Source organism: Micromonospora marina (genome assembly GCF_900091565.1).
Taxonomy (GTDB): domain Bacteria; phylum Actinomycetota; class Actinomycetes; order Mycobacteriales; family Micromonosporaceae; genus Micromonospora; species Micromonospora marina.
The window spans coordinates 364,035-388,678 of record NZ_FMCV01000003.1 but is presented as its reverse complement, the minus strand read 5'-3'; the positions used below and the strand labels follow the sequence as shown (position 1 = coordinate 388,678).

The window sequence follows — 24,644 nt, the reverse complement described above, 5'->3', positions numbered from 1 at the left end:
GGACGCAGCCTAGTCACAGGTCCCCGCACCGTTCTACGGCCTCGGGGCCGGACTCGTACCTCTCGCGTCGACTACACGACTAATGGTTGCGGGTGCCCGACATACGTCGTCCTACAGATCCGCCGAGAACCCGGTGGTGAAAGTCTGCTGAGGTCATCGGGCACCACGATCGCGAAAGGGTGGGTGCGATGTTGATCACCACGCCCGCAGGGAGTCGGGAAGCCGTCGTCGCGGCGTGCCGGCCGGTGCCCGAGGAACGACGTACCGCGACCGTCCTCTTCGTCGACATCGTCGGCTCGACGCGACTGGTCGAGCGGCTCGACCCGGAGGACGTACGGGCGTTGCAGCGCGCCTACTTCGGCACCGTCGCCTCGGTGCTGCGCCGCTGGCGGGGCGTGGTGGAGAAGTACGTCGGCGACGCGGTGATGGCGCTGTTCGGCGCGTCCGGTTCGGACGGTTTCGACGCGTACCGGGCGGTGCGGGCCGGGCTGGACATCCAGGCCGCGCTCCAGCGGCGGCGACCGGCCGGCGTCCGGCTGCGTGTGCGGGTCGGTGTGGCGACCGGCGAGGTGCTGCTGGACCTGACCGGGTTCCGCGACGGCGGCCACGGCGCGGCCAGCGGCGCGGTGATCACCACGGCGGCCCGCCTCCAGGAGCACGCGCCGCCCGGCGGGGTCGTGGTCTGCCCGGTGACCCGCGCGGCGGTGGCGGGACTGGTCGAGCAACGTCCACTCGCCACCCTGGCGCTCGCCGGCAAGACGCTTCCGCTGGACGTGTGGCGGGTGACCGGGGTGGCCGGGAGCGGGCCGGCCCGGCACGGCGTCCCGCTCGTCGGCCGCGGCCGGGAGCTGGCGAGCGCGGCCGACGAGGTGGCCCGGGCGCTGCGCGAGCGCCGTCCCCGGTGGATCTCGCTGGTCGGACCGCCGGGCAGCGGCCGTAGCCGGCTGCTGCACGAGGTGACCCGCGCCGTGCCGCACGTGGACGGGGTGCCGGTGCGCCGGCGGGTGACGGCCTGCCCGCCGTACCCGTGCGGGGAACTGGCGCCGCTGGCCGACCTGGTCCGGCCACGGCCCGACGGCACTGTCGCGGACGGTCCGGGCGGCGGCGTGCTCGCCGCGTTCCTCGCCGCGCCGGACGACGACACGGTGGCGGCCCGCGCCGTGGGCGCCTGCCGTGAGGCGCTGCTCGGCCTGGCCGCCGGCACGCCGGTGGTGGTGGCCGTGGACGACCTGGACCGGGCGGCCCCGGCGCTGCGCCGGTTCCTGCACCAGCTCCACGTGGCGGCGGGTGAGCGAGGGCTGCCGCTGGCGGTGGTCACCACGTGCGGCTCCGGCTCGGCCGACCCGCTGCCCACCCCGGCGCGGCGGATCCCGGTGGAGCCGCTGGGACCGCCGGACACCGGGCGGCTGCTGCGGCACCTGCTCGACCGGGCCGGGCGGCCGGCCGCGCTCGCCGCGCGCCTGGTCGGGCTGGTCGGTGGCAGTCCGGCGCTCGCGGCCGCGTACGCGTCGGCGGACCCGGCCGGCGAGCCGGGCGGAGTGCCGGCCGCCGCGCGCCGTCTGGTGGACGCCCGGCTGGACCGGCTCGACGGTACGCACCGGGCGGTGCTGCTGGCCGGTGCCGCCGGCAGCGGCCCGGTCGTGGCCGCCTCGGTCGAGGCGATGCTCGGCTGGCCCGCCGGCCGGGCCGGGCCGGCGTTGCGGGCGCTGGCCTCGGCGGGGCTGCTGCGCCCTGCCGCGGCGGGCGGCTGGGCGATCGACGTGCTGGTGGCGCGGGTGGCCGCGCTGCGGCTGTCCCGTGCGGTACGGGCGGACTTCGCCCGCCGCCTGCGCGCCGCGAAGGACACCGCTGCCGGCCGTGCGCCGGGAGCGGGAACCGGTGTCCCGTCCCGGGACGCCGGCGGGCGGGAGGTCTGCCCGCTCGGGGCGGGGCGGTCGCGCCGGTCGGGTGGAGGGGCCCGACCGGCGCCCGACCCGCCGGACCGGCTCGATCGTCGCGGCCCGCTCCGTCGGGTGTCCGGGGATCCGGTCCTCGCACCGCCCGGACGGGCCGGTGCGCTCCGGGCGGTGCCCGGGCCGGCGGGGCAGCCGGCGCGCGCCGGACCGGCGACGGTCGGCGCTCCGGCGCAGCCCGTTCCGCTCCGGCGGGTGGGCCGGCGAAGAACCGGGCCCGGCGGGCACGCACTCGGGCCGGCCGCATGACGTCCGGGCCGGAGCGGGCACGGGGCCGCTCCGGCCCGGACGTCACCGGCCTGCGGGCCCGCGAACACGGGCCGGGCGGGCGGGTCAGTCGCGGGCGATGGTGCGGCTGCGGCCCCGGAACTCGGCCACCACCTCGTCGCCGCGCCGCACCGTCACGTCGTAGATGCCGCTGCGGCCGTGCCGGACCCGCTCGGTGGCGTACGCCTCCAGCAGGTCGCCCTCGCGTACCGGACGCAGGAAGCTGATCTCGCCGCCGGCCGCCACCGTGGCCGGGCCGTGGCTGTTGCAGGCCAGCGCGAACGCGGTGTCGGCGAGCAGGAACACGAAGCCGCCGTGCCCGATCGCGTGCCCGTTGAGCATCGCCGGAGTGACCCGCATCCGGGCCACCGCCGCACCGGCGCCGGCCGAGACAAGTTCGATGCCGAGCCCTTTCGACGCCACGTCGGCGTCGAACATGTCGTGCGCCGCGGTACGGCCGCCGTCGCCCGCCATCTCAGGACTCCCGCCGCCGGTCGACGATGCGGCGCGTCTTGCCCATCGAGCGTTCCACCCCGTCCGGCTCGATCACCCGTACCGCCACCGACACCCCGACGGTGTTCTTGACCTGCTCGACCAGCGTCGCGCCGGCCCGCTCGGCCTCGTCGACGCCGATCCGTTCGACGGGATCCAGCTCGTCCGGACGGGGCGTGCGGTCCTGCACGGGGCACCTCCTGGCACGGGAGTGGCCCGGCACCGCCGCGCCGGGCGCTGCCGCCCACCGTACGCCCGCCACCCCTCCCCCGCTCTCTCCCCCGCGATCTTGCACTTGCCGCCCCTCAGGCGCCCCCGAATGTCCGGTCCCGCCGGGGCAGAACCTGCAAGATCGCGGAGACCGGAGAGCCGGGCGCGAGGGCGGGGTTATGCTCGCGGGTGCTGGTGGGAGGTGTGGTGTCCGATCCCCGCGTCGACCCCGACGTCGACCTGCGCGTACCGGCGGACCGGGCGGAACTGTCCGCGCACCCGGCGGCGGTACTCGGCGTGATCGCCGCCGGTGGTGTGTTCGGGGCGCTCGCGCGGGCGGGCGCCCAGTCGGCGGTGCCGCACCAGGCCGGTGGCTTCCCCTGGGCCACGTTCGCCGTCAACGTCACCGGGTGCCTGCTCATCGGCGTGCTGACGGCGGCGCTCGCCGCCCGTCCGGCCCACCCGCTGACCCGGCCGTTCCTCGGCGTCGGCGTGCTCGGCGGGTTCACCACGTTCTCCGCGTACGCGGTCGACGCGCAGCGGCTGCTGGCCGACGGCGCGGCCGTCACGGCGGGCGGCTACCTGACCGCGACGGTGCTCGCCGCGCTGGCGGCGGTCGCGGCCGGGGACGCGGTGACCGCGCGAGCGCTGGCCGCCCGGGACGGGAGGCGGCGGTGACCGTCCTGCTCATCGCGCTCGGCGCCGCGATCGGCGCCCCGCTGCGCTACCTGACCGACCGGGCGGTGCAGTCCCGGCACGCCGCGCCGTTCCCGTGGGGCACGCTGACCGTCAACGTGGCCGGGTCGCTGCTGCTCGGCGGCCTGCTCGCGGCGCCCGTCGACCCGCGCGTGACCGCGCTTGTCGGCACCGGCTTCTGCGGCGCGCTTACCACCTGGTCCACGCTCGGTTACGAGACGCTGCGCCTGGCCCGCACCGGCGAGCGCCGCGTCGCGTACGCGAACATGGCGCTCAGTGTGGTCGCCGGGCTCGGCGCGGCGTTCCTCGGCTACGTTCTCGTCACCGCGCTGGCCGGCTGACCGCGCGGGTCGGCCGGTCAGCGGGCCCGGCGCTCCGGGTGGGCCCGGTTCCACGCCCGCATCCGCTCCGGGTAGCCGGTGCGGGCCGCCTCGTACAGCGGCACCGCGTGTTTCTGGGCGATCCGGCCGGCGACCCGGGGCGAGCCGGTACGGCGGCGGATCCACTCGCCGTCGTCCGCGATGGCGACGACTGTGGTGTCGGTGGCGGTGGTCTCGGGTTCCAGGTAGAACTCGACCCCGCGCCGGCTGGTGACGAACGCCTCCAGCTGCGCCAGGTCCTCCTTGTTCGCCTCGCGGTCGAGCTTCGTGGGCGTCGTCGGGTCGGCGGCCCGGCGGCTGAACCAGCCCATGCCCGCCTCCTCTCCTCGCGTTCGTTCCAGTGCAGCACGCCCGCCTGGCAGGCGGCTGGGAGCGCGGTGGGAGTCGGCTGGACCGGCTCAGCCGACCTTCGCCGCCGGGGTGCCGGCCGGCGCGGCGGGGCGCTCCCGCAGGACCGGCACCAGCGCGAGCGTGGGCAACAGGAGCAGCGGCACCACGCCGAGCGCGGACAGCACCCCGAAGTGGTCGCCGAGGAAGCCGAGCAGCGGCGGGCCGGCGAGGAAGGCGGTGTAGCCGATCACGGCGACCACACTCACCCGGGCCGGGGCCTTGTCCTCGTCGTCGGCGGCGGCGCTCATCCCGACCGGGAAGCCGAGCGAGGCGCCGAGTCCCCACAGCGCGACGCCGGCCACGGCGAGGGGGCCGGAGCCGGCCAGCACGGCGAGCGCGGCACCGGCGGACGCCATCGCGATTGTCGCGAACAGCACCGGCACCCGCCCCCACCTGTCGATGGCGACCGTGCCGACGGTGCGGCCGAGCGTCATGCCCACCACGAACACGCCGAACACGGCGGCGCCGACGGACTCGTCGACCCCGTACCCGTCCACGAAGGCGACCGCGAGCCAGTCGTTGGCGCTGCCCTCGGTGAACGCCATGACCAGCACGAGCAGCCCGATCAGCAGGGTGCGGGGCTCGCGCCAGGCGGCGAGCAGCGCCCGCCGCCGGGCCGCCGGCTCCCCGTCGCCGGCCGGGTCGGCCGGTGCGGCGAGGAACGCCCGGGCGCCGAGCAGTGTGCCGGCCAGAACGAGCACCGACAGGACCGGCAGGTGCACCCCGACGGGTACGCCGAACCGCGCGGCCGCCGCGCCCAGCCCGGCCCCGGCCACCGAGCCGAGGCTCCAGGCGGCGTGGAACCGGGGCAGGATGGTGTAGCCGAGGCGCTTCTCCACCGTCGCGCCCTCGACGTTCATCGCCACGTCGCACATGCCGGAGCCGAAGCCGAACGCGGCGAGCCCGAACCCGACTCCGACGACCGATCCGGCCAGGCCGGCGGCGAGCCCGGCGCCGGTGAGGCCGAGCATGACGAGCACCACCGACACGGCCACCGTGCGCGCGGGCCCGAGCCGCTGGGTGACCAGGCCGGCGGTCGGCATGGCCAGCAGCGCACCGGCCGAGACGCAGAGCAGCAGGAGCCCGAGCCGGCTCGGGCTGAGGTCGAGCGCCTCCCGGGCCGCCGGGACGCGGGAGAACCAGCTCGCCACCGCGAGCCCGTTGAGGGCGAAGACCACGGCGACGCCGTTGCGGGCGGTCAGCACCGCCTCTGGCGCCGGTGGCCGCTTTCCGGCCGGCGCGTCGATGGTGCTGCTCACGGTGCGTCAGTTCCTTCCCCCGTATGGATCCCGACGACAATCGCACACCTGAGAGCGCTACCACCACAAGCGCCGTTATGGCTTAGCCCGTTCGCGCCGCAGCAGGCATGATGCGGGCATGGGTTCGCCGACCGCACGTCCCGCCACGCTCGACGACGTGGCCCGCGACGCCGGGGTGTCCCGGGCCACCGCCTCCCGGGTGCTCGGCGGCTACGGGTTCACCTCGGCGGACGCCCGCACCCGGGTACGCGCCGCCGCCGAACGCCTCGACTACGTGCCGGATCTCGCGGCCCGGGCGCTGGTGCGCGGCGGCGGGGTACGCCTGGTGGTGGCGGTGGGGGGCCGCGACGACACGGTGCTGGACGACCCGTACGTGCACCGGGTGGTGAGCACGGCGTCGCGGGTGTGCGCGCCGCACGGCGTCGGCGTGGCCCTGGAGTGGCTGCCGCTGGCCGACCCGTCGGGGCTGACCCGGCTCGGCACGGACCGGGGCGTCTGCGGGGCGATCCTGGTCAACACCACCCAGGCGGCGCTGGACGCGGTGCCACCGAGGTTGCGCGGCCGGGTCGCCTCGATCGGTCAGGGCTCGGCGACGGTGCCGTCGTTCGACGTCGACAACGCCGGCGGTGCGGGTGAGGTGCTGCGCCACCTGTACGCCACCGGCCGGCGCCGCATCGTCATGGTCACCGGGCCGCGCTGGCTGAGCTGCGCCGAGCGTTCGGTCACCGCGTACCGGGAGCTGATGCGGGAGACCGGGTCGCCGGAGCGGCTGGTGACCGGCGACTTCACCGCGGCACGGGGCGGCCGGGCGGCGCTGGCGGCGCTGCGCCGGTGGCCGGACGCCGACGCGGTGTACGCGGCCAGCGACGCCACCGCGTTCGGTGTGATCGCCGCGCTGAGCGGGCGCGGTGTGCGGGTGCCGCACGACGTGGCGGTGGCCGGGTTCGACGACCTGCCGTACGCGGCGATCAGCAGCCCGCCGCTGACCACCGCGACCCATCCGGTCGACCGGATCGCCGCCGCGGCGGCCACGGCCGTGCTGGCGCGCGCGCCGGTCGCCCCGAGCACCGCCTTCCCGTCGACGCTCGTGACCCGGCAGAGCGCCTGAGCGCAGCCGTCCGCGGCCCGGCTCGCGGTCGCTGTCGTCACTTCCCGCCCGGCGCACGGCCTCGTCCCGCGGCCCGGCCGGTGGCCCGTCCGGCGGTGGTTCACGCCGCGCCGGACGTGTTCGGGCCGGTCGGCCCTGGCCGCCGCCGCGCCGCGTACGCGACGACGCCGCACCTGGGTCAGGGCGCGTCAGGCGATCGAGGACGCCGTGGTGCTGGGCGCCGTCCGCGCGAACGGCAGGGCTGACCTGGCCGGGGCGCTGGCCGCGTACGACCGGCAGCGGCGGCCGCGCAGTCGGCCGTCGCCCGCGCGACCCTGCGCACCGCCCGGTACGGCCAGCAACTGCGCCTCCCGGTGGCGGTGGCTCTGCGCGACACGACGATCCGGCTGACCCCGTCGAGGACGGCGCTGCGCGGCATGGCCCGTAGCCGACCGGCAGCCGCCGCACCGAAACGCTTCAGAATATCGATCGCTCGCATTGTCGAGGTCGTCCGAACGGGAAAGGGAGCCGGTAAGATCGGCGACAGAACGGCGACCGATCACGGACTGCACGGCGGCCGGCACCGGCTCACACTGAGCGCATGAACACGAGACTCCGCCGCAGCCGGGCACTCGGCCTCGCGGTGTGTCTCGCCCTCGTGGCGATAATGAGCGGCTGCATGCAGCTCAACCTCGGGCTGACCGTGAACGACGACGACACCGTCTCCGGTCAGCTCCTGCTCACCGCGCCGAAATCCCTGCTCAAGCAGCGGAACCCGGACCCGGCGGTGGCGTTCGCCGAACTGCGGCCGAACATTCCCTCACTTCCGCCCGGAGCGGAGACCGGGTACGAGGACGCCACCTCGTACGGCATTCAGATCACGTACCGGAAAACGCCGCTGGCGCAATTCACGAGCGAAAGCGTGAATCTTGTCCGCGACGACGACCTCTATCGCTTCTCGCTCCCGCTGGACCCGAAGAAGTACGGCGGCAAATTCGGGCAGCAGGATCCGCGCCAGCAGCAGGCCTTCATGACCTTGATGGCGTTCGAGATCTCGGTGACGTTCCCCGGCCGGGTGCTCGACACCAACGGCACGATCACCGGACGCTCGGTCAGCTGGAAGGTGGTCGCCAACCAGCCCAAGCCGGCCGAGTTGCGGGCCGTCGCCCAGGCGCCCCCGCCGCCCGCCACCAGCCCCGCCGCCGTGGTGACCGGGGACGGTTCCTTCCCCTGGCTGCCGGTCGTCGCCGGCGCGGTCGTCCTGCTGCTGGCCGTCGCCGTGGCGGTCGTGCTGCTGATACGGCGGCGCTCCCGCCACGGCGCGGGCGCAGCGGCCACCACCGGCCCGGACGCTGCCACCGGCCCGGGTGCGCCCGCCGGACCGGCACCGCCTGCCACCGGGGGCCCGGCCGCACCCGCACCGCCCGCCGGTCCGCCGGCCTGAGACCCACCGACCACCGACGGCGCCCGCGCCGGCGGCGCACCAGCACACCGGGCGGAACCCGGGCAGTGAACCCCGGGCACCGCCGCACCATCCACCCGACCGCACCACCGCACCGTGGAAAGAGGGGGATCGCCGTGAACGATCTCTTCACCTGGGCCGCCCTGGGCAGCCTCACCGGCGCCAGCGCCGCCACCCTGCTCGCCACCAACGTCATCGGCGGGCTGATCGGCCCGAGCGGCGACAAGGCGCGCAAGTGGATCGCGCTGGGCGTCGCGCTCCTGCTGTCGTACCTGACCGCCGCGTTCGCCACCGACGCCGGCCCGGAGAGGTGGGTCATCGCGTTCTTCAACGGACTGGTGATCTTCTCCGCCGCGCTCGGCGTCAACCAGCTCCCCCCGGGCAACCGGCAGGCGACGCAGGCGTCGCCGACCCAGCTCGCCCAGGGGCACGAGCCCCGCTTCGTCCGCTCCTGGGTCTGAGAGGTGACCCGATGATCTTCGGCATGCTCAGCGCGACCGTCCAGGTCGTCTTCGGCGCCGTACTCGGGCACCTCGCCGCCGGCACCGTCGGCCTGCTGGTCGGCGCGGTCGTCGGACTGCTCCTCGGCGCACCGTTCGGCTGGGCGTCCGCCTCGGCCGGCACGTACGGGGCCGATCCGAAGGGGATCTTCCTCTTCGTGGTCGACCACACCTGGAGCCTGCTCAACACGTTCGCCGGGGCGCTGTTCCTGGCGCTGCACCTGGTCTTCGGCCACCAGCTCGACCGGGTCGTCTCGGCCGGCAGCGGCCGGGTCAACGTGGTCGAGGGCGTCTCCCCCCGGTACGCGACCACCATCGGCACCGTGTGCGCCGGGTCCAGCCCCGGCATCCAGCGGCACGAGGACGTGCACGTGTTCCAGGCCCGGCTGCTCGGCCCGTTCTACCTGCCGCTGGTGGCGCTCAACTACGTGCTGTTCACCATCGCCCCGGTGTGGCTGCTCTGGCACGACCACACCAACGCGCCGATCAACCGGTTCGCCCGCTACTTCGAGATCGGCGTCTACCCGCACGTGTGGAACGAGGCCATCGCGTACCGCGTCCAGGGGACGCCACCGCGATGACCGGCGCGATCGAGGCGGCCGTCGCGGACGTCGCGAGCTGGCTGGCCGGGGCCGCGGGTGAACCCGTACCGGTCGGTCCGCCGCGCGACGGCCCCGACGGCGGCCTCACGCTCTGGCCGCTGGAGCTGCGGCCGGCCCGGCAGACCGCCACCGGCGGCGCGACGCGCGAGCCGTACCGGTTCGTGGTCCGCCTGCTGGTCTCCGGCGGCGGGCCGGCGGCGCTGCCCGCGCTGGACCGGGTGCTTGCCGCCGCCACCGCGGCGGGCCGGCCGGAGCTGGTGCTCGCCGCCGGTGACCCGGCGCTGTGGCGGGCGCTCGGCGTGGCGCCCCGGCCCGCGCTGCTGCTCGACGCGCCGGCCCGGGTGGAGCGGCCGGTCCCGGTCGCGCCGCCGGTGCGGCAGCCGCTGCGGCTGCGGCAGCTCGGCATGCGCACGCTCGACGGGCGGGTGGTCGGACCGCAGGACCAGCCGCTCGCCGCCGTCCGGGTGGAGCTGGTGGGCGCCGCCCAGGCCACCGAGACCGACGCGGCCGGCCGGTTCCGGCTGGCCGGCGTCCCGCACGACCCCGACGCGCCGGACGCCCCGGTGCGGATCCGGCTCACCGGCGCGGGGCGCGTCCACACCGCCGAGCTCGACCCGCACGGCGACGGCCTGATCGTCGTCCGCGCCCCCGACTGACGTCCCGAGGAGGACCGATGCCCACCTACTTCTCCCCCGGCATCTACGTCGAGGAGGTGCCCGGCGGGGCCCGCCCGATCGGGCCGGTCGGCATGAGCACCGCCGCGTTCGTCGGCGTCGCGCCCGACCGCGGCGCCCACGTCGGCGAGGCGCTGGCGGTGAACAGCTGGACCGAGTTCCTGCGGCTGTACGCCGACGGCGAGCAGCTGGAGAGCACCCCGCTGGCCCGCGCCGTGTTCGGCTTCCTGGACAACGGCGGTACCCGCTGCTGGGTGGTCAACGTCGGCGAGGGCGGCCGGCTCACCGGCACCGGCGGGCGGCGTGCGGGCCTGCAACTGCTGGAGGCCATCGACGAGATCTCCATCCTCGCCGCGCCCGGCTACCACGACCCGGTCTCGCACGAGGCCCTGATCAGCATGGCCGAGCGGCTGCGCACCATGGTGGCGATCTGCGACCCGCCGCCGGAGGTCACCGACGTCTCCCGGCTCACCCGCGTCGCCACGCCCGGCAAGCCCGCGTCGGCCGCGTCGGTCGGCAAGCCCGCCGAGGGTACGCCGGGCGACGGCGAGCCACCCGGCACCGGCGGCGACCGGCCCCGGCAGACGGACTACGCCACCTTCTACTTCCCGTGGATCCGGGTCCGCGACCCGCTCGGCGGCGACCTCGTGTTCACCCCGCCGAGCGGGCACGTCGCCGGTATCTGGGCCCGCACCGACGCGCTGCGCGGCGTGCACAAGGCGCCTGCGAACGAGCCGGTGCGCGGCGCGGTCGACCTCGCGTACCGGGTGACCCGGCCGGAGCACGACGTGCTCAACCCCAAGGGCGTCAACGTGATCCGCTTCTTCGCCGGGGAGGGCATCCGGCTGTGGGGCGCCCGGACGCTCGCCGCCGAGGCCAGCGAGTGGCGCTACCTGAACGTGCGGCGGCTGTCCATCTCCATCGAGCAGGCCATCGCCAATGGCACCCGGTGGATGGTGTTCGAGCCGAACGACTTCACGCTGTGGCGCTCGATCCGCCGGGACATCGGGGCGTTCCTCACCCGGGTGTGGCGCGACGGCGCGCTGCTCGGCCGTACGCCCGAGGAGGCGTTCTTCGTCAAGTGCGACGAGGAGACCAACCCGGCCGACGTCCGCGACGCCGGGATGGTGGTGGCCCACATCGGCATCGCGGTGGTCAAGCCCGCCGAGTTCGTGGTGTTCCGGCTGAGCCAGTGGGCCGGCGGCACCGAGACCGAGACGATCGGAGGCTGACATGCCCACCGCCGCGACGCCGCAGCCGGGGGCGCCCGTCGACCCGTACCGGGCGTACCACTTCAAGCTGCTGATCAACGGCATCACCAACGGGCACTTCACCGAGGTCAGCGGCTTCGAGGTGACGATACCGGCGCTGTCGTACCGGGAGGCCGGCAACGAGCGCATCCGGGCCGTGCCCGGCCAGGTCGAGTACGCCCCGGTGACCCTCCACTTCGGCCTGACCAGCTCACGCGAGCTGTGGGACTGGGTGAACGCGGCGGCGAAGGGCACCGTCAACCGGCGCAACGTGTCGGTGGTGCTGCTGGACCCGGCCGGCACCGCCGAGGTACTGCGCTGGAACATGATCAACGCTTGGCCGACCCGGTGGCGGGGCGCGCACCTGAACACGCTGTCGCAGGAGATCGCCATCGAGGCGCTGACCCTGGCGTACGAGGGCCTGGAACTGGAGGCCGGCGGTGCCGCCGCCCCGGCGACCGCGTGACCGGCTGGCCCGCGTGCTGCGGGCCACCGCCGACCGCCTGTCCGCGCCGTCCGCGCCGTCCGCACCGGAGTCGCCGGAGTCGCCGGAGTCGCCGGCCGAGGTGCCGCGCCCGCCCGGCGAGCCGCCCGAGCACTGGCGGCGTCTGGTGGCGGCGCACGCCCCGGGTCTGCTGCGCGACCTTCCCCCGCCCTCGTCCCCACCCCAGCACCTGTCCTCCGCCGACCGGCCGCCCGTCGCCTCTTCGCGTGCCGGCCGGCCAGCGGGCGGCGACGCGGACCGGCCGGGCGGCGACGACGCGGACCGGACTCAGACGCGAAGCGCTCAGGTGGGCCGGCTGCGGCGGACCGGCAAAGCGCTGTTGCTCGGTGACCCCCGATCCCGCAGAGGCCCTCTCACGCCCGATCCGTCGAGATCTTGGTACGAAAGGGCCCCCATGGGGGCCGTGTCGTACCAAGATCTCCGGCAGGTTCCGGAGGACGAGACAGGCGTCTCGGGTGGTGGGAGATCCGCGCCGGAGATGTGCGTCGACTCCGGTCATGGTGCTCCGGGGACGGAGGTCGACGCCGGGCCGGCGGAACGGGGCACGGCACCGTCCGAAACAGGATCGTCGCGGCCGGACGACGACGCGGCGCTTTCCATCGCGCCGGCGTGCCGGTCCCTGCCCGAGTCAGGCGGCCCGACGAGAACGCCGCACCTCACGGAACCGGCGCACGTGTCCGGACCAGCAGGCAGAGCCGGCCCGGTGTGCATGGTCGACACAACGGGCACTGCCGCATCGCGCGGCGGTAGACCATCCGGCGGAGCGGAACCACCCGAGCGGCGGTCCGGCCGCTCGCACCTCGCGCCGGCCGACCGCGGCCGGAAGCCGCACCCGGATGACGCGTCCGCGACGGACCTTCCGCCCGGCCGATCGGACGGACGTCCGCTCGTGTTCGCGGCCGCGCCACGGTCGTCGCCGCACGGACCGGCCACGCACACCCCGGGCAGCCCGGTCGGAGCGGCGAACGGTCGCGGCGGGACCGGGGACGGATCCGCCGGCCACTACCCGGTGCGGGCCGCCACCACGCCGTACGGGCACGCCCCCGTGCCCGATGGCGATCTCCGGTTGCGACAGGGACAGCGACACGCGCGGCCAGCGCCCGCCGGCCCGTGGCCGGCCCTGCCGGACGACGCCGCCCCGGCCCGCACGGCGATCACGGCCCCGGCCGCCGCAGGCCGAGCGGCCGGGAACGGCGGAGCACACGCGGATCCCTGGCCGTCACTGCCGGGCGAACCGGCGTGGTGGAACCCGGCGACCCGGGCCACACCGTGGAGTGACACGGCCCGGCTGGACCGGGAACAGGCGGGTGACTGATGGAGCGCGTCGCCTTCCTCGTGGACGAGTCCGGCACCCGGGTCGACTGCCTGCTCAACCCGGAGACGGTGCAGGTGACGCGGCTGGCCGGGGTACGCCCGCGCGGCGGACCGGACGGGCCGCTCACCGGCGCCGGGCTGGCCGACGACCCGCTCGTCTTCACCGGCGGCGGGCGCACCGAGCTGGTCCTCGACCTGCTCTTCGACGTCGACTTCGTGGAGTCCCCGGCCCGGCCCGAGGACGTCCGCGCGCTGACCCGGCCGCTGTGGATGCTGGCCGAGAACTCGGCGGTCGAGCACGGCTGGCTGCGCCCGCCGCTGGTCCGCCTGGTCTGGGGCAAAACCTGGAACGTACCCGGCGTGATCACCGCGATCGCGGAACGCTTCGACGCGTTCACCCTCACCGGCACGCCCCGGCGGTCCTGGCTACGGCTGAAGCTGGTCCGCGTCGCGGAGGGCGCGGAGGCGGCGCGCGCCGGTTTCGAGGAGGAACTGGCCGCGGCGAGCACGCCGAGTGTCGCGCCCGGGTCGGCGGTGGTCGCCGCGGCCGACGGGGCGGCCGAGCCGGGCTGGTCCGGGGTGCGCTTCGACCTGCTCGCCCACGACGCGCTGGGCTCGCCGCTGCGCTGGCGGCTGCTCGCCGAGCACAACCGCGTCACCGATCCGCTCACCGTGCCCGCGGGCACCGCGCTCGCCGTCCCCCCGGCCGGGGCCGCCACCGTCCCACCGGACGCCGTCACCACGGGAGGCACCCCGTGACCCACCACGCCACCAGCCCGGGGCGGCGAGCGGCCGCCGGGAGCACGCCGTGAACCGGGCCGTGCTGGTGACAGTGGACGGACGGCCGCTGGCCGACCCGGCCCGGCTGCGCGGCATCCGCGTCGCCGCCCGGCTCGACCGGCCGGCGCAGTGCGAGCTGACGCTGGCCGCCGCGCCCGGCGCGGGCCCTCTCGACCCACCGGTACGCCCCGGCGCCACGGTCGGCGTACGGCTCGACGGGCGGGCGGAGGCACTGTTCACCGGCGAGGTGACAGCGGTCGAGCGGGAGTACGCCGGCGACGGCTCAGCGCTGGCCCGGATCCGGGCGTACGACCCGCTGCACCGGCTGCGCAAGCGGCAGGAGCTGCGGGTGTTCGAGTCGGTGACGGCCGCCGAGCTGGCCGGTGAGCTGTGCGCCGGGCTGGGGTTGGGTGTGACGGCCGAGGACGACGGGCCGCGCCTGGACCGGCTGCTCCAGCACCGGCACACCGACCTGGAACTGCTGTGCGAGGTGGCCGGCCGGGCCGGGCTGCACCTGGGCGTCGACGGTGACCGGTTGCGGCTGTTCACGCTGGACGGGTACGGGGATCCGCTGCCGTTGACGCTCGGCGAGACGGTGCACGCGCTGCGGGTCACCGAGAACCTGGACCGGGCGGGTGCCCAGTGCGCCGTCCTCGGCTGGCATCCGCAGCGCGCCGAGCCGCTGGGCGAGCGGGCGGGCGAGGCGCGCAGCGGGCGGCGGATCCCGCTGCGCCCGGACCCGGGCGACGTGGGCGCGGACGGCGTGCGCACGGCTGTGGACCAGCCGGGCCGCAGCGGCGACGAGCTGGCCGCGCTGGCCCAGGCCGGGCTGGACGCCCGGGTGGCGGCGCTGGTCACCGCCGAGGGCACGGCCGAGGGCGACCCGGCGCTGCGGCCGGGCCGGCGGATCGCGCTCGCCGGTGTCCCGGAGCCGGTCGCCGGGGTGTACGTGCTCACCGAGGTGGTGCACACGGTGGACGCGGACGGGCACCTGACCCGGTTCTGCACCGCGCCGCCCGGCCCGCCGCCGTCGGCCGCGCCCCCGGCGGCGACAGTCACGCTCGGCACCGTCACCGACGTCGACGACCCGGACGGGCTCGGCCGGGCCCGGGTGACGCTGCCCGCGTACGGCGATCTGGACGCCGGCTGGCTCGCGGTGCTCTGCCCGGGCGCGGGCCGGGGCAAGGGGATCGTCGCGCTGCCCGACCCGGACGACACCGTGCTGGTGGCACTGCCCGGCGGCGAGCCCGCCTCGGGCGTGGTGCTCGGTTCGCTGTTCGGTGCGGCCGAGCCGTACGACGCGGGGATCGTCTCCGGGCGGTCGCGCCGCTGGTCGATGCGGACCGGCACCGGGCAGTCGATCGTGATCGACGACGACGGGCGGGCGCTGCGGCTGGCCACCGACGCGGGCAGCTTCGTCGAGCTGCGGCCCGAACTGACCACCGTGCACGCCGCCGGTGACCTGGTGCTCTCCGCGCCCGGCCGGGCCGTCGTGGTGCGCGGGCGCACCGTCGACTTCCTGCACGCCCCGGCGGCCGAGGACGCGGAGACCGCCGCCGCGCAGGCCCGTACGCTCGCCCGTTCCGCCGGAGGTGGCTGATGCGCTGGATCCACCGCGACTCGCTGATCACCTGCGGGCACGACGGACGGGTGCGCAACCGCCCGTCCCAGCAGTGGGTGACGGTCCAGGACGTGCCGGTGCTGGTGCGGCCCGACCCGGAGGGGCGCGACATCACCGCCTGCCCCAACTACGGCCCGACGATCAAACCGTGCCTGCACACGCTGACCGTGACTGTGGGTTACAGCACGTGGGTGCGGGTGGACCGGCAGCCGGTGGTGCTGTCGCACCTGGACGGCCGCACCGACGGCACCCCGCCGGGCACCGTGCACCACCAGGTCCGCGACGTGCGGCAGGGCTTCCTGGGGGCGGACGCATGAGGGCCTTCCGCTTCGTCGGCGCCGGCTTCGACGCCGGCCGCGCCGGTGGTCTCGCGCTCACCGCCACCGGCGGGCTCGCCATGACCGACGGCGACGAGACGGTACGCCAGGCGCTGTACCTGCTGCTGTCCACCACGCCCGGGGAGCGGCTGATGCGTCCCGGCTACGGGTCGCGGCTGCACCGGCTGGTGTTCGCGCCCAACGACGACACCACCGCCGGGCTGGCGATCCACTACGTGCGGCAGGCGATCCGCCGCTGGGAGCCCCGGGTGGAGGTGCTGGACGTGGACGCCGGCGGAGACCCGGACGACCCGTGGCGCCTGGTGATCCGGCTGGACTACCGGGTCCGGGCCAGCCTCTCCCCCGGCCACCTGGTGTTCTCCGTCGACCTGCTCCCGGCCGACGAGGAGACCGCAGACGAGGAGGGCACGTCATGACGCTGCCGGTGCCGCACCTGGACGACCGCGCCTTCCTCGACCTGGTCACCGAGGCGCGGGATCGGATCGCCCGGTCCTGCCCGGACTGGACCGACCTGTCCGCGCACGACCCGGGCATGGCGCTGGTGGAGGCGTTCGCCTATCTGACCGAGGTGATGATCTACCGGCTGAACCAGTTGCCGGAGAAGGCGTACGTGGCGTTCCTGAACCTGCTCGGCGTCACCCGGCACCCACCGGCGGCGGCCTGGGCGGACGTGCGGCTGACCCGCACCGGCCCGGACCGGGGCCCGGTGCGGGTGCCGGCCGGCACCCGCGTCGCCGCGGCGCGCGGCGCCGACCCCCGGCCGGTCGTCTTCGTGACCACCGAACCGGCGGTGCTGCCCGCCGGGGAGACCACGACGACGGTACGCGTGCACCACTGCGAACCGGTCGAGGCGGAGCTGCTGGGCACCGGAACCGGGCAGCCCGGCCAGGTGTTCCGGGCCGCCCGCGCGCCGCTGACCCGGACCACCGAGGCGCTGGACCTGCTGCTGGGGGTGGAGGTGCCGGCCGGGTCGGTGGAGCTGGGCGCGGCGGCCCGGGAGCACGAGGGGCGCACGTACGAGATCTGGCGTCCGGTGGTCAGCTTCGCCGGGGTCGGCCCGCAGGCGAAGGTCTACCTGGTGGACCGGGCCTCCGGGGTGGTCACGTTCGCCCCGGCGCTGGACCTGCGCCCGGACGTGGGGGCGCCGGCCGTCGAGGGGGCGGCCGGGGCGACCACTGTGGCGGCGGTGCCACCGGCCGGGCGGCAGGTGCGGCTCTGGTACCGCTGCGGCGGCGGGCCCGCCGGCAACGTCGCGGCGGGTGTGCTGACCAGCCTGCGCGACCCGCTGCCCGGGGTGACGGTGGACAACCCGGACCCGGCCACCGGCGGCCGGGATCTGGAGTCGCTGGAGTCGGTGCTGGCGCGCGGGCCGTACGAGTTCTTCGCCCAGCAACGCGCGGTGACCGCCCGGGACTTCGAGATCCTGGCCACCGGCTCCGGGGCGGTGGCGCGGGCGCGGGCGTTCACCCGGGCCGCCGTCTACAGCTTCGCCCGGCCCGGCGAGGTCGAGGTGGTGCTGGTGCCGTACGTGCCGGAGGCGGCCCGCCCCGGTGGGCGGCTGCCGGTAGCGGTGCTGCGGGAGCACGAGGTGGAGGAGGCCCGCCGCCGGGTCGAGGCCGACCTGGAGCACCGTCGCGCCCTGGGTACGGCGGTGCGGGCGGGCTGGGCCCGGTACAAGGCGGTGTCCATCCGGGCGCGGGTGGTGGTGCGCCGCGAGGAGGACGTGGAGGCGGTGCGCCGCCGCATCCACGACCGGCTGCACCAGACGCTCAGCCCGCTGCCGACGCCGCTGAACCCGGCCGGCTGGGCGTTCGGTGAGCCGCTGCGCGCCTCCAACGTGTACCGGATGCTGGAGCACGCCGAGCCGGGCGTGCGCTACGTCGAGTCGGTGCGGTTCGTGGTCGACGAGGCGCCCGACGCGCGGGTGCGCACCGTGGCGGTGGACCAGTACCAGGCCGGCACCTGGTACGCGGGCGGCGGCCCGGTGCTGTTCCGCTCCACCAACGCCGGTGCGGGCTGGGAACCGGCCGGCCGGTTCGACGACGAGACGGTGGTGCGGGTGGTGCCCGCGCCCGCCCCGGTACGCCCCGGCGTGGTCCCCCGGGCCGGCTCGGTGGCGGTGGTGACCACCCGCGACGCCGGTGGCTCCCGGGTCCGGCTGAGCACCGACCTGGGCGAGACGTGGACGCTGCTGACCGACCTCGACTCCGGCGTCCGCGATCTGGCCTGGATCGACCGGGACGGCACCGGCGCGCTGCTGCTGGCCACCGACACCGGCCTGTACGAGGTGCCGCTGCTGCCGGGCGCGGTGCCGTTGCAGATCCTGGTCGACCCGGCCGACGCGGACCGGGGCTTCTACGCGGTGCGCGCGTTCGTCTCCGAGCGCGGCGCACCGGGCGTGGCGGTGGCCGCGCAGGCCGGATTCGGGGTCTATCTGTCCGTCGCGGCCGGACGTCCGGGCACGTTCGCCCACGCCGGTCTCGCCAACGTGGACAACCGGGTGCTCGCCGTGCAGTACGACGGCCCGGCGACGCTGCTGTGGTGCGGCGCGGGCGAGCCGGACCCGAAGAAGCCCGGCCAGGGCTGCCACCGCACCCGGCTGTTCGAGTCGGACGTGAAGTGGCAGTCGATGGCGGCCGGCTGGATCGGCGGCACCTGCCGGGATCTGGCGTTCAGCGGTCCGCTCGCGCTGGCGGCGACGCAGAGCGGCGGCGTGGTCCGCCTCGACCCGCTCGCCGGGCAGCCGCAGTGGTCTCCGGTGATGGTCAACTGCGGCCTGCCGCTGCGGGACCGGACTCGGTTCGTCCCGGTCGACGCCATCGCCGCCACCGCGCCCACCGGCACGTCCGGTGCCGGGCGGCTGGTGCTGGCCGGCGGTGAGCGCGGCGTGTTCCGCAGCGGCGACGGCGAGGACTGGACGGCGAGCGCCAACCAGGCCACCGCCGACGTGGTCACCGTTCCCGGCACGTGGCTGCTCTGCTCCGGCGAGCACGACATCGAGGTGGTGCGGCAGGATGCGCCGAGCGGCGATTGAGCGGCTGCTGCCGGCCGCGTACCAGCGGGCCGCCGGCCCGGGCAGCGTGCTGGGCGCGCTGCTGGACGTGATGGAGGCGCTGCACGCCCCGGACGAGGCGGTGCTCGCCGACGTCGACGCGTTGTTCGGGCCGTACCGGACGCCGGACGGGTTCGTCGCCTACCTGACCCGCTGGGTGGCGATGGACCACGTGGTCGCCGCGCCCCGCGCCGACGCGCCGCTGCCGTTGCCGGTGGGCCGACTGCGCGACCTGGTGGCGCACGGCGCACTGCTGGCCCGGTGGCGCGGCACCCCGTACGGCATGCGGACCGCGCTGGAGCTGGCCACCGGCGTGACCGGGTTCGTGCTGGACGAGCCACCCGAGCGGCCGTTCCACCTGGTGGTGCGGGTGCCGCCGGCCGCCGCCGACCGGCTCGCGCTGGTCACCCGCATCGTCGAGGCGGAGAAACCGGCGGCGGTCACCGTCGAGGTCGTCGCATCTCCGGCCGCTACGGAACCGGCCGGCACGGAACCGGCCGATCCGGTTCCGGCCGATCCGGTTCCGGCCCTCCCGCGCCCGCCCTCCGATGCCGCGCCGGCCGGGCCGGACGCCGCCGAACCCGCCGCCGGGGTGGCGACGGTCCGCGCGGTCGGTCGGGCCCACGTTCCCGCACCCCTGCCCCACGATCCGCCCGAGGAGCCGTCATGACCACCGAATGGACAGTCGTCGCCGCCGCCGAGCAGTTCACACTGGACGCCCGCAACGCCGGCGAGCTGACGTTCACCGTGTCGAACCCGGGCACCGCGCCGGACACAGTCGTCTTCGACGTGGCACCCGGCGAGGGCAGCCAGCGGGCCTGGTTCACGGTGGCCGAGCCGCAGCGGGTGGTGCCCGGGCAGGGGTCGGTGTCGTTCCTGGTCCGGCTCGCGGTGCCGCCCGGCACGCCGCCCCGGCGCTACGACATGACCGGGTTCGCGTACTCGGCGAACACCGCGCCGGAGGAGAGTTCCCGGTCCAGCGGCCGGGTCACGTACGACGTGCGGGCCGTCGTACCCCCGAAGCGCGCGCCGTGGCCGTGGATCGCCGCTGCCGCGGCGCTGGTGCTGGTCGTGGCCGGGGTGGTGGCCTGGCTGGTGACCCGCGGACCGGACACCCCGCCCCCGCCGCGCGCAGACGCGGTGACGGTGGAGGCGGAGACGCTCGTCTCCGGCGCGGCGGTGCAGTCCACCACCGGCGCGAAGGCGCAGGTGGTGGCGCAGGAGAACTGCTGCGACGTGGTGTGGTCCGGCGACGCGCAACTGTTCTTCCTGGGCCGGGGCGTCGGCGACCGGGTGACGGTGCAGGTGGACGTGCCGTCCGACGGCACCTGGCGGTTCTCCACCGTGCGCACCACGTCGTTCGACTACGCGAACACGATCTGGCTGGTCGACGGCCGGCAGGTCGGCGACACGTTCTTCGGGTTCAGCCCGACTGTGGTCCGCACCGACGAGGTGGATGTGGGCACCGTGGAGCTGACCCGCGGACCGCACAGGCTGACGCTCGTGGCGGTGAGCAAGACGCAGGGCACCGACAGGTACTTCGCCGGGGTGGACCAGATCCGCCTCACGCCCGTGGTCCGGCCATGAGTACCAGGCAGAAGGTGCTGCTGGTGGCGGTGGCCGTGCTGCTGGTGGGGCTGTACGTGGTGGCGGTGGCCGGGCGGCGCGACGACAGCGGCGACCCGGCGGCCGAGCTGGGCGCGCTGGCCCGGCTCGGGCGCGGGACCGGGACGGTGGACCCGGCGACGGTGGCCGTGACGTGCCTGCCCCCGGCCGCCGAGCCCGCCGCCACCGCCGACGGGGTGACGCTGGCCTTCGGCACCGCGTGCCGGCTGCGGGTGGCCGACCCGGGCGCGCTGCGCACGCTCGTGCTGCGCGGTACGACGCCGTTCGAGGTGACCGCCCGCGCCCCCGGCGACGCGGACGTCACAGTCACCGACGAGGTCGCGCCCGGCGCGGACGGCCCGGCGGTGGCGAAGGTGGCGGTGGACCGGGTGACCGAGGTGCTCCTGCGCTGTCCGGGAGGTGGCGGATGTTCGGTCACGCTGGCCCGCTCCTGACCGGGGCGGAGGCGCGGAATGGGTGACTTGCGCAAACCGTTCCTGCTGCTGGCCCTGCTCGCGGTGGCGCTCGTGGTCGGCGTGGAACTGGGCGCGGCGGCGCTGACCGGCGGCGGGGACGCGAGCGGCGCGCTCCGCGACAACGCCGGTCGGCTCGGCGTCGAACTGGGCGACGTCGGCGCGGTGTCCGAACCGGCCGGGCGGGGCATCGGACACCTGGCGTTGATCGACGTGGTGGCGCTCTGGACCACCGGGCTGTTCTGCCTGAGCCTGGTGCTGCCGGACCGGGTGCAGGGCCGGGTGCAGGGCGTGGCCACGCTGGTCTTCTCGATCGTGCTGCTGCTGGTGTCGCTGGTCCTGCTGATCGTCGCGTTCGTCGAGCTGACGGTGATGGTGTCGCTGTTCCTGGCGCCGCCGTTCGGCACGCTGGCGTACCTCGCGGTGTGGGGGTTCTTCCCGGTCGGCGACGCGGCGGTGCTGCTCGGGCTGGTGCTGCTGCTCAAACTGGTCTGGGCCGGGCTGCTGCTCGCCGCCCAGCCCCGGTTCCTGCGCAACAAGGGCCTCGTCGCGCTGGCGCTGACCACGTTGCTGTGCACGGTGGCGCTGCAGTTCCTGCACGGCCTGGTGCCGGTGATCCTGGTCAGCATCCTCGACGACCTGGGCGCCGTGGTGTTCGCCGTGGTGGCGCTGATCTGGGCGCTGGTGCTGCTGATCGGGTCGATCCCGGCGATCGTCAAGGCGATCCGGACCACAGCCACCACGTCCGGCCGTACGGTCAGGTGACCGGCTGCCCCGGCCGGTCGACCTGCTCGCCGCGTACAACGCCGCCCACGCCCCCGACCTCGGCGGCGACGCCGGATGGACGCCCACGCTGCGGGCCCCCGGCCGCTGCCGACCCCGGTGGGCCTGTTCGTCGTTGGAAGCCTGGGCGGGCGCCGGCCGGTTGCCGCTCTGACCTGCGCCGGAGCCCTCTCCGGCGACCGGGCCGGCGTCCCTTTGCGGACGCCGGCCCGGCGCCGTCACCGGCCCGCCGGCTGACACGCCGCCCCCGATGCGCAATGATCATGTTTGACGGACACCGCCGCCGGCGGAATGAAACGGCGGCCACCGGGGACAACAGGGTGAGAACCGGGCGGTGACAGCGCGAGTGGGCGCCCAGGTCCGGGGACGGGCACGGGACGGAGGGCCGGACGTGACGGGTGGGACATCCGGCGACGTCGGCCCGGTCCTCGCCATCGACCTGCCGGCCGACCCGGCCCGGCTCGCCGACACCCGGGAGCGGCTGCGCGGCTGGCTGCACGCCCGGGGCGTGAGCGAGTGGGATGTCGACACCGTCCTCATCGCCACCGGTGAGGCGTGCGCCAACGCCATCGAGCACGGCTACCGCTTCGCCCGCGAGGGCATCACCACCCTGCGTGCCGAGCTGCGCGGCGACCGGCTGGAGATCGAGGTACGTGACCACGGCGGCTGGCGCGCGGCCGACGGCGACGACAGCGGCGACCGGGGGCGCGGGCGACTGATCATGGCACGGGTGATGGACGAGGCCACCATCGTCGGCACACCGTCGGGCACCTGCGTACGCCTGGTCAAGCGCCTGACCGGCGACGCGAGCGGCCCGGCGGGCACCGAATCGAGCGAAGATCAGCTATAAGGGACGCATGGAGTTCCCCGCCTACCTGGCCACCATGCCGATGCACGCGATCACCGAGATCCACGGTGAGCCCGGCCTGCTGGCCCGGTTCCGGCTGGAGATCGAGGCGTTCGACGAGACCGCCCGTGACCGGCTGACCGAGGCGCTCGACCTGGCGGCCGAGCTGCACCGCGACGACCGGCGGGTACGCGAGCCCTACCTCAACCACCTGCTGCGGGTGGCGATCCGGCTGATGCACCACTACCAGGTGCGGGACGTGGACGTGATCGTCGCCGGGCTGCTGCACGACGCGGTCGAGGACCACCCCGCCGAGCTGTCCGGGCTCGACAGCGATTCGGGAGCCGACGCGACAGCGGCGGCGCTCACCGCGCTGTCGGACCGGTTCGGCGCGCGGGTCGCCCGGCTGGTCGCGGCGGTCACCAATCCCGCGTACGACCCGGGCCGGGACCGCGACGAGCAGTACCGGGAACACGTGGCGGACAGCCTGGAACGGGAACCCTGGGCGCGGGTGATCAAGGTGTCCGACTTCACCGACAACGGCGTGGGCGTGATCCACACGGTGGGGCCGAAGGTGATCCGCGCCGCCACCAAGTACCGCCCGCTGGTGCCGGTCTTCCGCGACCTGGTCGCCCGGCCGGACACACCGCTGTCCCCACCGGTGAAGCAGCACATCCTCGCCCAGCTCGACCTGGCCGAGGAACGCTTCAGCGCCATCCTCGACCCGCCCGCCTGACCCCACCCGGTCCGGCACGTACCGCCCGGGCCGCCGACGCGACCCGCGCCCTCGCCCCCGGCCCACCTCACCTCGCCACGTTCCAATCCGATGACTGGCCCACCACCACCCCGAAGCAGCGGTATCCCCACCGCCAGACCCCGCCCTCTCGCCGAAGTGGCGGCAATGCTCACCGCACGAGGTCGCCGCTTCGGGGAGGTGGGGGCCACGGCGGCGGGGAAACGGCACCCGGTCAGCCGGTCGCGGGAGGCGGGGCGCCCACCCGCCCGCCGAGTACGGCGGCGACCCGGGCACGCAGGGCGGGCAGCCGGTCCGGGTGGTCGTGCAGCACCACCCGCAGCGTCTCGTGAGCACCGGCGGCGACCGCGCCGAGCACGTCGAGCAGCGTGCCGAGCTGGGCGGGCGGGTCGTCGGCGAGCAGGTCCGCCGCGTCGGTCACGACCACTGTCAGCGGACCGGCGTCGAGGCGGTCGGCAAACGCGTCGGCGAGGGCGTCCCAGTTGCGGCCGTACCAGCCGGGCAGTTCCAGCGCTCCGGCCAGCGTCTCGTGCAGCGCGGCCCGGGTGCGGCCGGCCGCGCCGGAGACGAGCACGCCACCCGGCGACGCTCCGCCACCCGCCACCGCGTCGCCGTCCGGGCCTGCCGCTGACGCGGTGGCGTCCGGCTCGGGCGGCGCGCCGTCGTACACGAGCCAGGCCGGCAGCCGCGTACCCATGATCCGTCCTTTCCCGACGGCCGCCGGCCGGGCGCGGAATGCCCGGCCGGCGCCGAGGCTGCTCAGAGCCGGTAGAAGTTGGCGTAGTGGTCGGGCGAGAACCAGGTCGCCCCGGTGCTCTTGTCGACCACGATCCGGTACGCGTCCCGGGAGGCGTTGCAGGCGCGCGGGTAGACGTCGTACTCGTGGTAGGTGGCGCCCGCGGGAAGCTGTCCCTCGTAGTTGTAGAACCGGCCGCCCGCGAAGTTGCACCGGCCGCCGCTCCACGAGTACCAGCCGCGGCTGGTCGGGAAGCTCTTCGCCGACCAGCCGGAACGGGCGGTACGCGCGTCGGCGCAGCGGGACTGGGTGCAGGAGCCGTACACGGCGGCCGCCGCGGGCTCGGCGAGGCGGGTGGACACGGTGGACGGCGCGACGAGCGCGGCGGCGGCCACGGCGGTGACCAGGGCGGACGCGGCGAGGGCGCGGTGTACGCGGGTGACGGCGGCGCGGAACGGGGTCAAGGGATCCTCCTTGAACGAGCCGGCATGCAATCGATCAGCATCGTTGGCTGGTCGCCGCTCAGTCTGTCGAGGATCCTGCCCGCGGCACAGCCCCGATCCGGCGACGACGCCCCGAACCCCGCGTGAACACCCGATGGCGGGTGCGGACGGA

Annotated in this window: 27 protein-coding genes; 21 read left to right on the top strand and 6 right to left on the bottom strand. The window is 75.7% G+C overall.

Annotation, left to right across the window (positions count from 1 at the left end; translation table 11 throughout):
* Positions 1 to 188 precede the first annotated feature (188 nt).
* The gene (locus tag GA0070215_RS06250) at positions 189 to 2,201 is read left to right on the top strand and encodes an adenylate/guanylate cyclase domain-containing protein (protein ID WP_091042909.1); all 2,013 of its coding nucleotides are present in this window, start codon (positions 189 to 191) and stop codon (positions 2,199 to 2,201) included.
* 84 nt (positions 2,202 to 2,285) lie between these two features.
* On the opposite strand, the gene paaI is transcribed toward GA0070215_RS06250, so the two are convergent.
* Together paaI and GA0070215_RS06240 are read right to left on the bottom strand one after the other, a co-directional pair.
* Complete coding sequence (paaI, locus tag GA0070215_RS06245; RefSeq protein ID WP_091042790.1) at positions 2,286 to 2,693, bottom strand: hydroxyphenylacetyl-CoA thioesterase PaaI; 408 nt, start codon at positions 2,691 to 2,693, stop codon at positions 2,286 to 2,288.
* Between the two features lies 1 nt (position 2,694).
* Entirely contained in the window at positions 2,695 to 2,901 is a 207-nt protein-coding gene (locus GA0070215_RS06240) for a hypothetical protein (RefSeq protein ID WP_018784062.1), read from the bottom strand.
* 227 nt (positions 2,902 to 3,128) lie between these two features.
* Here GA0070215_RS06240 and GA0070215_RS06235 point away from each other — a divergent pair, with 227 nt between their 5' ends.
* Together GA0070215_RS06235 and GA0070215_RS06230 are read left to right on the top strand one after the other, a co-directional pair.
* Positions 3,129 to 3,599 (top strand): FluC/FEX family fluoride channel, encoded by a 471-nt coding sequence (locus tag GA0070215_RS06235; protein WP_091042907.1) that lies wholly within the window; start codon positions 3,129 to 3,131, stop codon positions 3,597 to 3,599.
* Positions 3,596 to 3,958 (top strand): fluoride efflux transporter FluC, encoded by a 363-nt coding sequence (locus GA0070215_RS06230; RefSeq protein ID WP_091042786.1) that lies wholly within the window; start codon positions 3,596 to 3,598, stop codon positions 3,956 to 3,958. Before GA0070215_RS06235 ends, GA0070215_RS06230 begins: the two co-directional genes overlap by 4 nt.
* Before the next feature lie 17 nt (positions 3,959 to 3,975).
* Here the strand turns inward: GA0070215_RS06230 and GA0070215_RS06225 are convergent, their stop codons facing one another.
* Positions 3,976 to 4,308 (bottom strand): hypothetical protein, encoded by a 333-nt coding sequence (locus GA0070215_RS06225; protein ID WP_013476546.1) that lies wholly within the window; start codon positions 4,306 to 4,308, stop codon positions 3,976 to 3,978.
* An 87-nt stretch (positions 4,309 to 4,395) separates the two neighbouring features.
* Positions 4,396 to 5,646, bottom strand: coding sequence for an MFS transporter (locus GA0070215_RS06220; RefSeq protein WP_018784059.1), 1,251 nt, complete (start codon positions 5,644 to 5,646; stop codon positions 4,396 to 4,398).
* 118 nt (positions 5,647 to 5,764) lie between these two features.
* Between GA0070215_RS06220 and GA0070215_RS06215 the strand changes: the two genes are divergently transcribed.
* From GA0070215_RS06215 to GA0070215_RS06120, 18 genes are all read left to right on the top strand, one after another.
* Complete coding sequence (locus tag GA0070215_RS06215; protein WP_091042782.1) at positions 5,765 to 6,754, top strand: LacI family DNA-binding transcriptional regulator; 990 nt, start codon at positions 5,765 to 5,767, stop codon at positions 6,752 to 6,754.
* Positions 6,755 to 7,334: 580 nt separating this feature from the next.
* A complete protein-coding gene (locus GA0070215_RS06210; RefSeq protein WP_244166886.1) occupies positions 7,335 to 8,177 on the top strand; it encodes an LppM family (lipo)protein in 843 nt (280 codons plus the stop codon).
* A 134-nt stretch (positions 8,178 to 8,311) separates the two neighbouring features.
* Complete coding sequence (locus tag GA0070215_RS06205; RefSeq protein WP_091042776.1) at positions 8,312 to 8,656, top strand: hypothetical protein; 345 nt, start codon at positions 8,312 to 8,314, stop codon at positions 8,654 to 8,656.
* Between the two features lie 11 nt (positions 8,657 to 8,667).
* The gene (locus GA0070215_RS06200; protein WP_091042773.1) at positions 8,668 to 9,276 is read left to right on the top strand and encodes a glycine zipper family protein; all 609 of its coding nucleotides are present in this window, start codon (positions 8,668 to 8,670) and stop codon (positions 9,274 to 9,276) included.
* Positions 9,273 to 9,953 carry a carboxypeptidase-like regulatory domain-containing protein gene (locus tag GA0070215_RS06195; RefSeq protein WP_091042769.1) on the top strand — a complete coding sequence of 227 codons (681 nt, stop codon included), beginning with the start codon at positions 9,273 to 9,275 and terminating at the stop codon, positions 9,951 to 9,953. The genes GA0070215_RS06200 and GA0070215_RS06195 overlap by 4 nt, the downstream gene beginning before the upstream one ends.
* 17 nt (positions 9,954 to 9,970) lie before the next feature.
* Positions 9,971 to 11,203 carry a phage tail sheath family protein gene (locus GA0070215_RS06190; RefSeq protein ID WP_091042763.1) on the top strand — a complete coding sequence of 411 codons (1,233 nt, stop codon included), beginning with the start codon at positions 9,971 to 9,973 and terminating at the stop codon, positions 11,201 to 11,203.
* A 1-nt stretch (position 11,204) separates the two neighbouring features.
* Positions 11,205 to 11,687 (top strand): phage tail protein, encoded by a 483-nt coding sequence (locus GA0070215_RS06185; RefSeq protein WP_091042760.1) that lies wholly within the window; start codon positions 11,205 to 11,207, stop codon positions 11,685 to 11,687.
* Between the two features lie 1,353 nt (positions 11,688 to 13,040).
* A complete protein-coding gene (locus GA0070215_RS29505) occupies positions 13,041 to 13,799 on the top strand; it encodes a CIS tube protein (protein ID WP_091042756.1) in 759 nt (252 codons plus the stop codon).
* Between the two features lie 49 nt (positions 13,800 to 13,848).
* On the top strand, positions 13,849 to 15,420 hold the full coding sequence (locus GA0070215_RS06170; protein ID WP_091042753.1) for a phage baseplate assembly protein V: 1,572 nt from the start codon (positions 13,849 to 13,851) through the stop codon (positions 15,418 to 15,420).
* Positions 15,420 to 15,758: a hypothetical protein gene (locus GA0070215_RS06165; protein WP_018784045.1), complete on the top strand. Its 339-nt coding sequence runs from the start codon at positions 15,420 to 15,422 to the stop codon at positions 15,756 to 15,758. The genes GA0070215_RS06170 and GA0070215_RS06165 overlap by 1 nt, the downstream gene beginning before the upstream one ends.
* The gene (locus GA0070215_RS06160) at positions 15,755 to 16,195 is read left to right on the top strand and encodes a GPW/gp25 family protein (protein ID WP_091042750.1); all 441 of its coding nucleotides are present in this window, start codon (positions 15,755 to 15,757) and stop codon (positions 16,193 to 16,195) included. The genes GA0070215_RS06165 and GA0070215_RS06160 overlap by 4 nt, the downstream gene beginning before the upstream one ends.
* A complete protein-coding gene (locus GA0070215_RS06155; RefSeq protein ID WP_091042747.1) occupies positions 16,192 to 18,813 on the top strand; it encodes a putative baseplate assembly protein in 2,622 nt (873 codons plus the stop codon). Before GA0070215_RS06160 ends, GA0070215_RS06155 begins: the two co-directional genes overlap by 4 nt.
* Complete coding sequence (locus GA0070215_RS06150) at positions 18,794 to 19,501, top strand: phage tail protein (RefSeq protein ID WP_091042746.1); 708 nt, start codon at positions 18,794 to 18,796, stop codon at positions 19,499 to 19,501. Before GA0070215_RS06155 ends, GA0070215_RS06150 begins: the two co-directional genes overlap by 20 nt.
* Complete coding sequence (locus GA0070215_RS06145; protein WP_018784041.1) at positions 19,498 to 20,418, top strand: carbohydrate-binding protein; 921 nt, start codon at positions 19,498 to 19,500, stop codon at positions 20,416 to 20,418. Before GA0070215_RS06150 ends, GA0070215_RS06145 begins: the two co-directional genes overlap by 4 nt.
* The gene (locus GA0070215_RS06140; RefSeq protein WP_091042743.1) at positions 20,415 to 20,891 is read left to right on the top strand and encodes a hypothetical protein; all 477 of its coding nucleotides are present in this window, start codon (positions 20,415 to 20,417) and stop codon (positions 20,889 to 20,891) included. The genes GA0070215_RS06145 and GA0070215_RS06140 overlap by 4 nt, the downstream gene beginning before the upstream one ends.
* A gap of 18 nt (positions 20,892 to 20,909) precedes the next feature.
* Entirely contained in the window at positions 20,910 to 21,674 is a 765-nt protein-coding gene (locus GA0070215_RS06135; protein ID WP_018784039.1) for a hypothetical protein, read from the top strand.
* Positions 21,675 to 22,083: 409 nt separating this feature from the next.
* Positions 22,084 to 22,542, top strand: coding sequence for an ATP-binding protein (locus GA0070215_RS06125; RefSeq protein WP_091042741.1), 459 nt, complete (start codon positions 22,084 to 22,086; stop codon positions 22,540 to 22,542).
* A gap of 7 nt (positions 22,543 to 22,549) precedes the next feature.
* On the top strand, positions 22,550 to 23,275 hold the full coding sequence (locus tag GA0070215_RS06120) for an HD domain-containing protein (RefSeq protein ID WP_018784037.1): 726 nt from the start codon (positions 22,550 to 22,552) through the stop codon (positions 23,273 to 23,275).
* 232 nt (positions 23,276 to 23,507) lie between these two features.
* On the opposite strand, the gene GA0070215_RS06115 is transcribed toward GA0070215_RS06120, so the two are convergent.
* Complete coding sequence (locus tag GA0070215_RS06115) at positions 23,508 to 23,990, bottom strand: barstar family protein (RefSeq protein ID WP_018784036.1); 483 nt, start codon at positions 23,988 to 23,990, stop codon at positions 23,508 to 23,510.
* Between the two features lie 62 nt (positions 23,991 to 24,052).
* Positions 24,053 to 24,493 (bottom strand): ribonuclease domain-containing protein, encoded by a 441-nt coding sequence (locus tag GA0070215_RS06110; RefSeq protein ID WP_091042904.1) that lies wholly within the window; start codon positions 24,491 to 24,493, stop codon positions 24,053 to 24,055.
* Positions 24,494 to 24,644 lie beyond the last annotated feature (151 nt).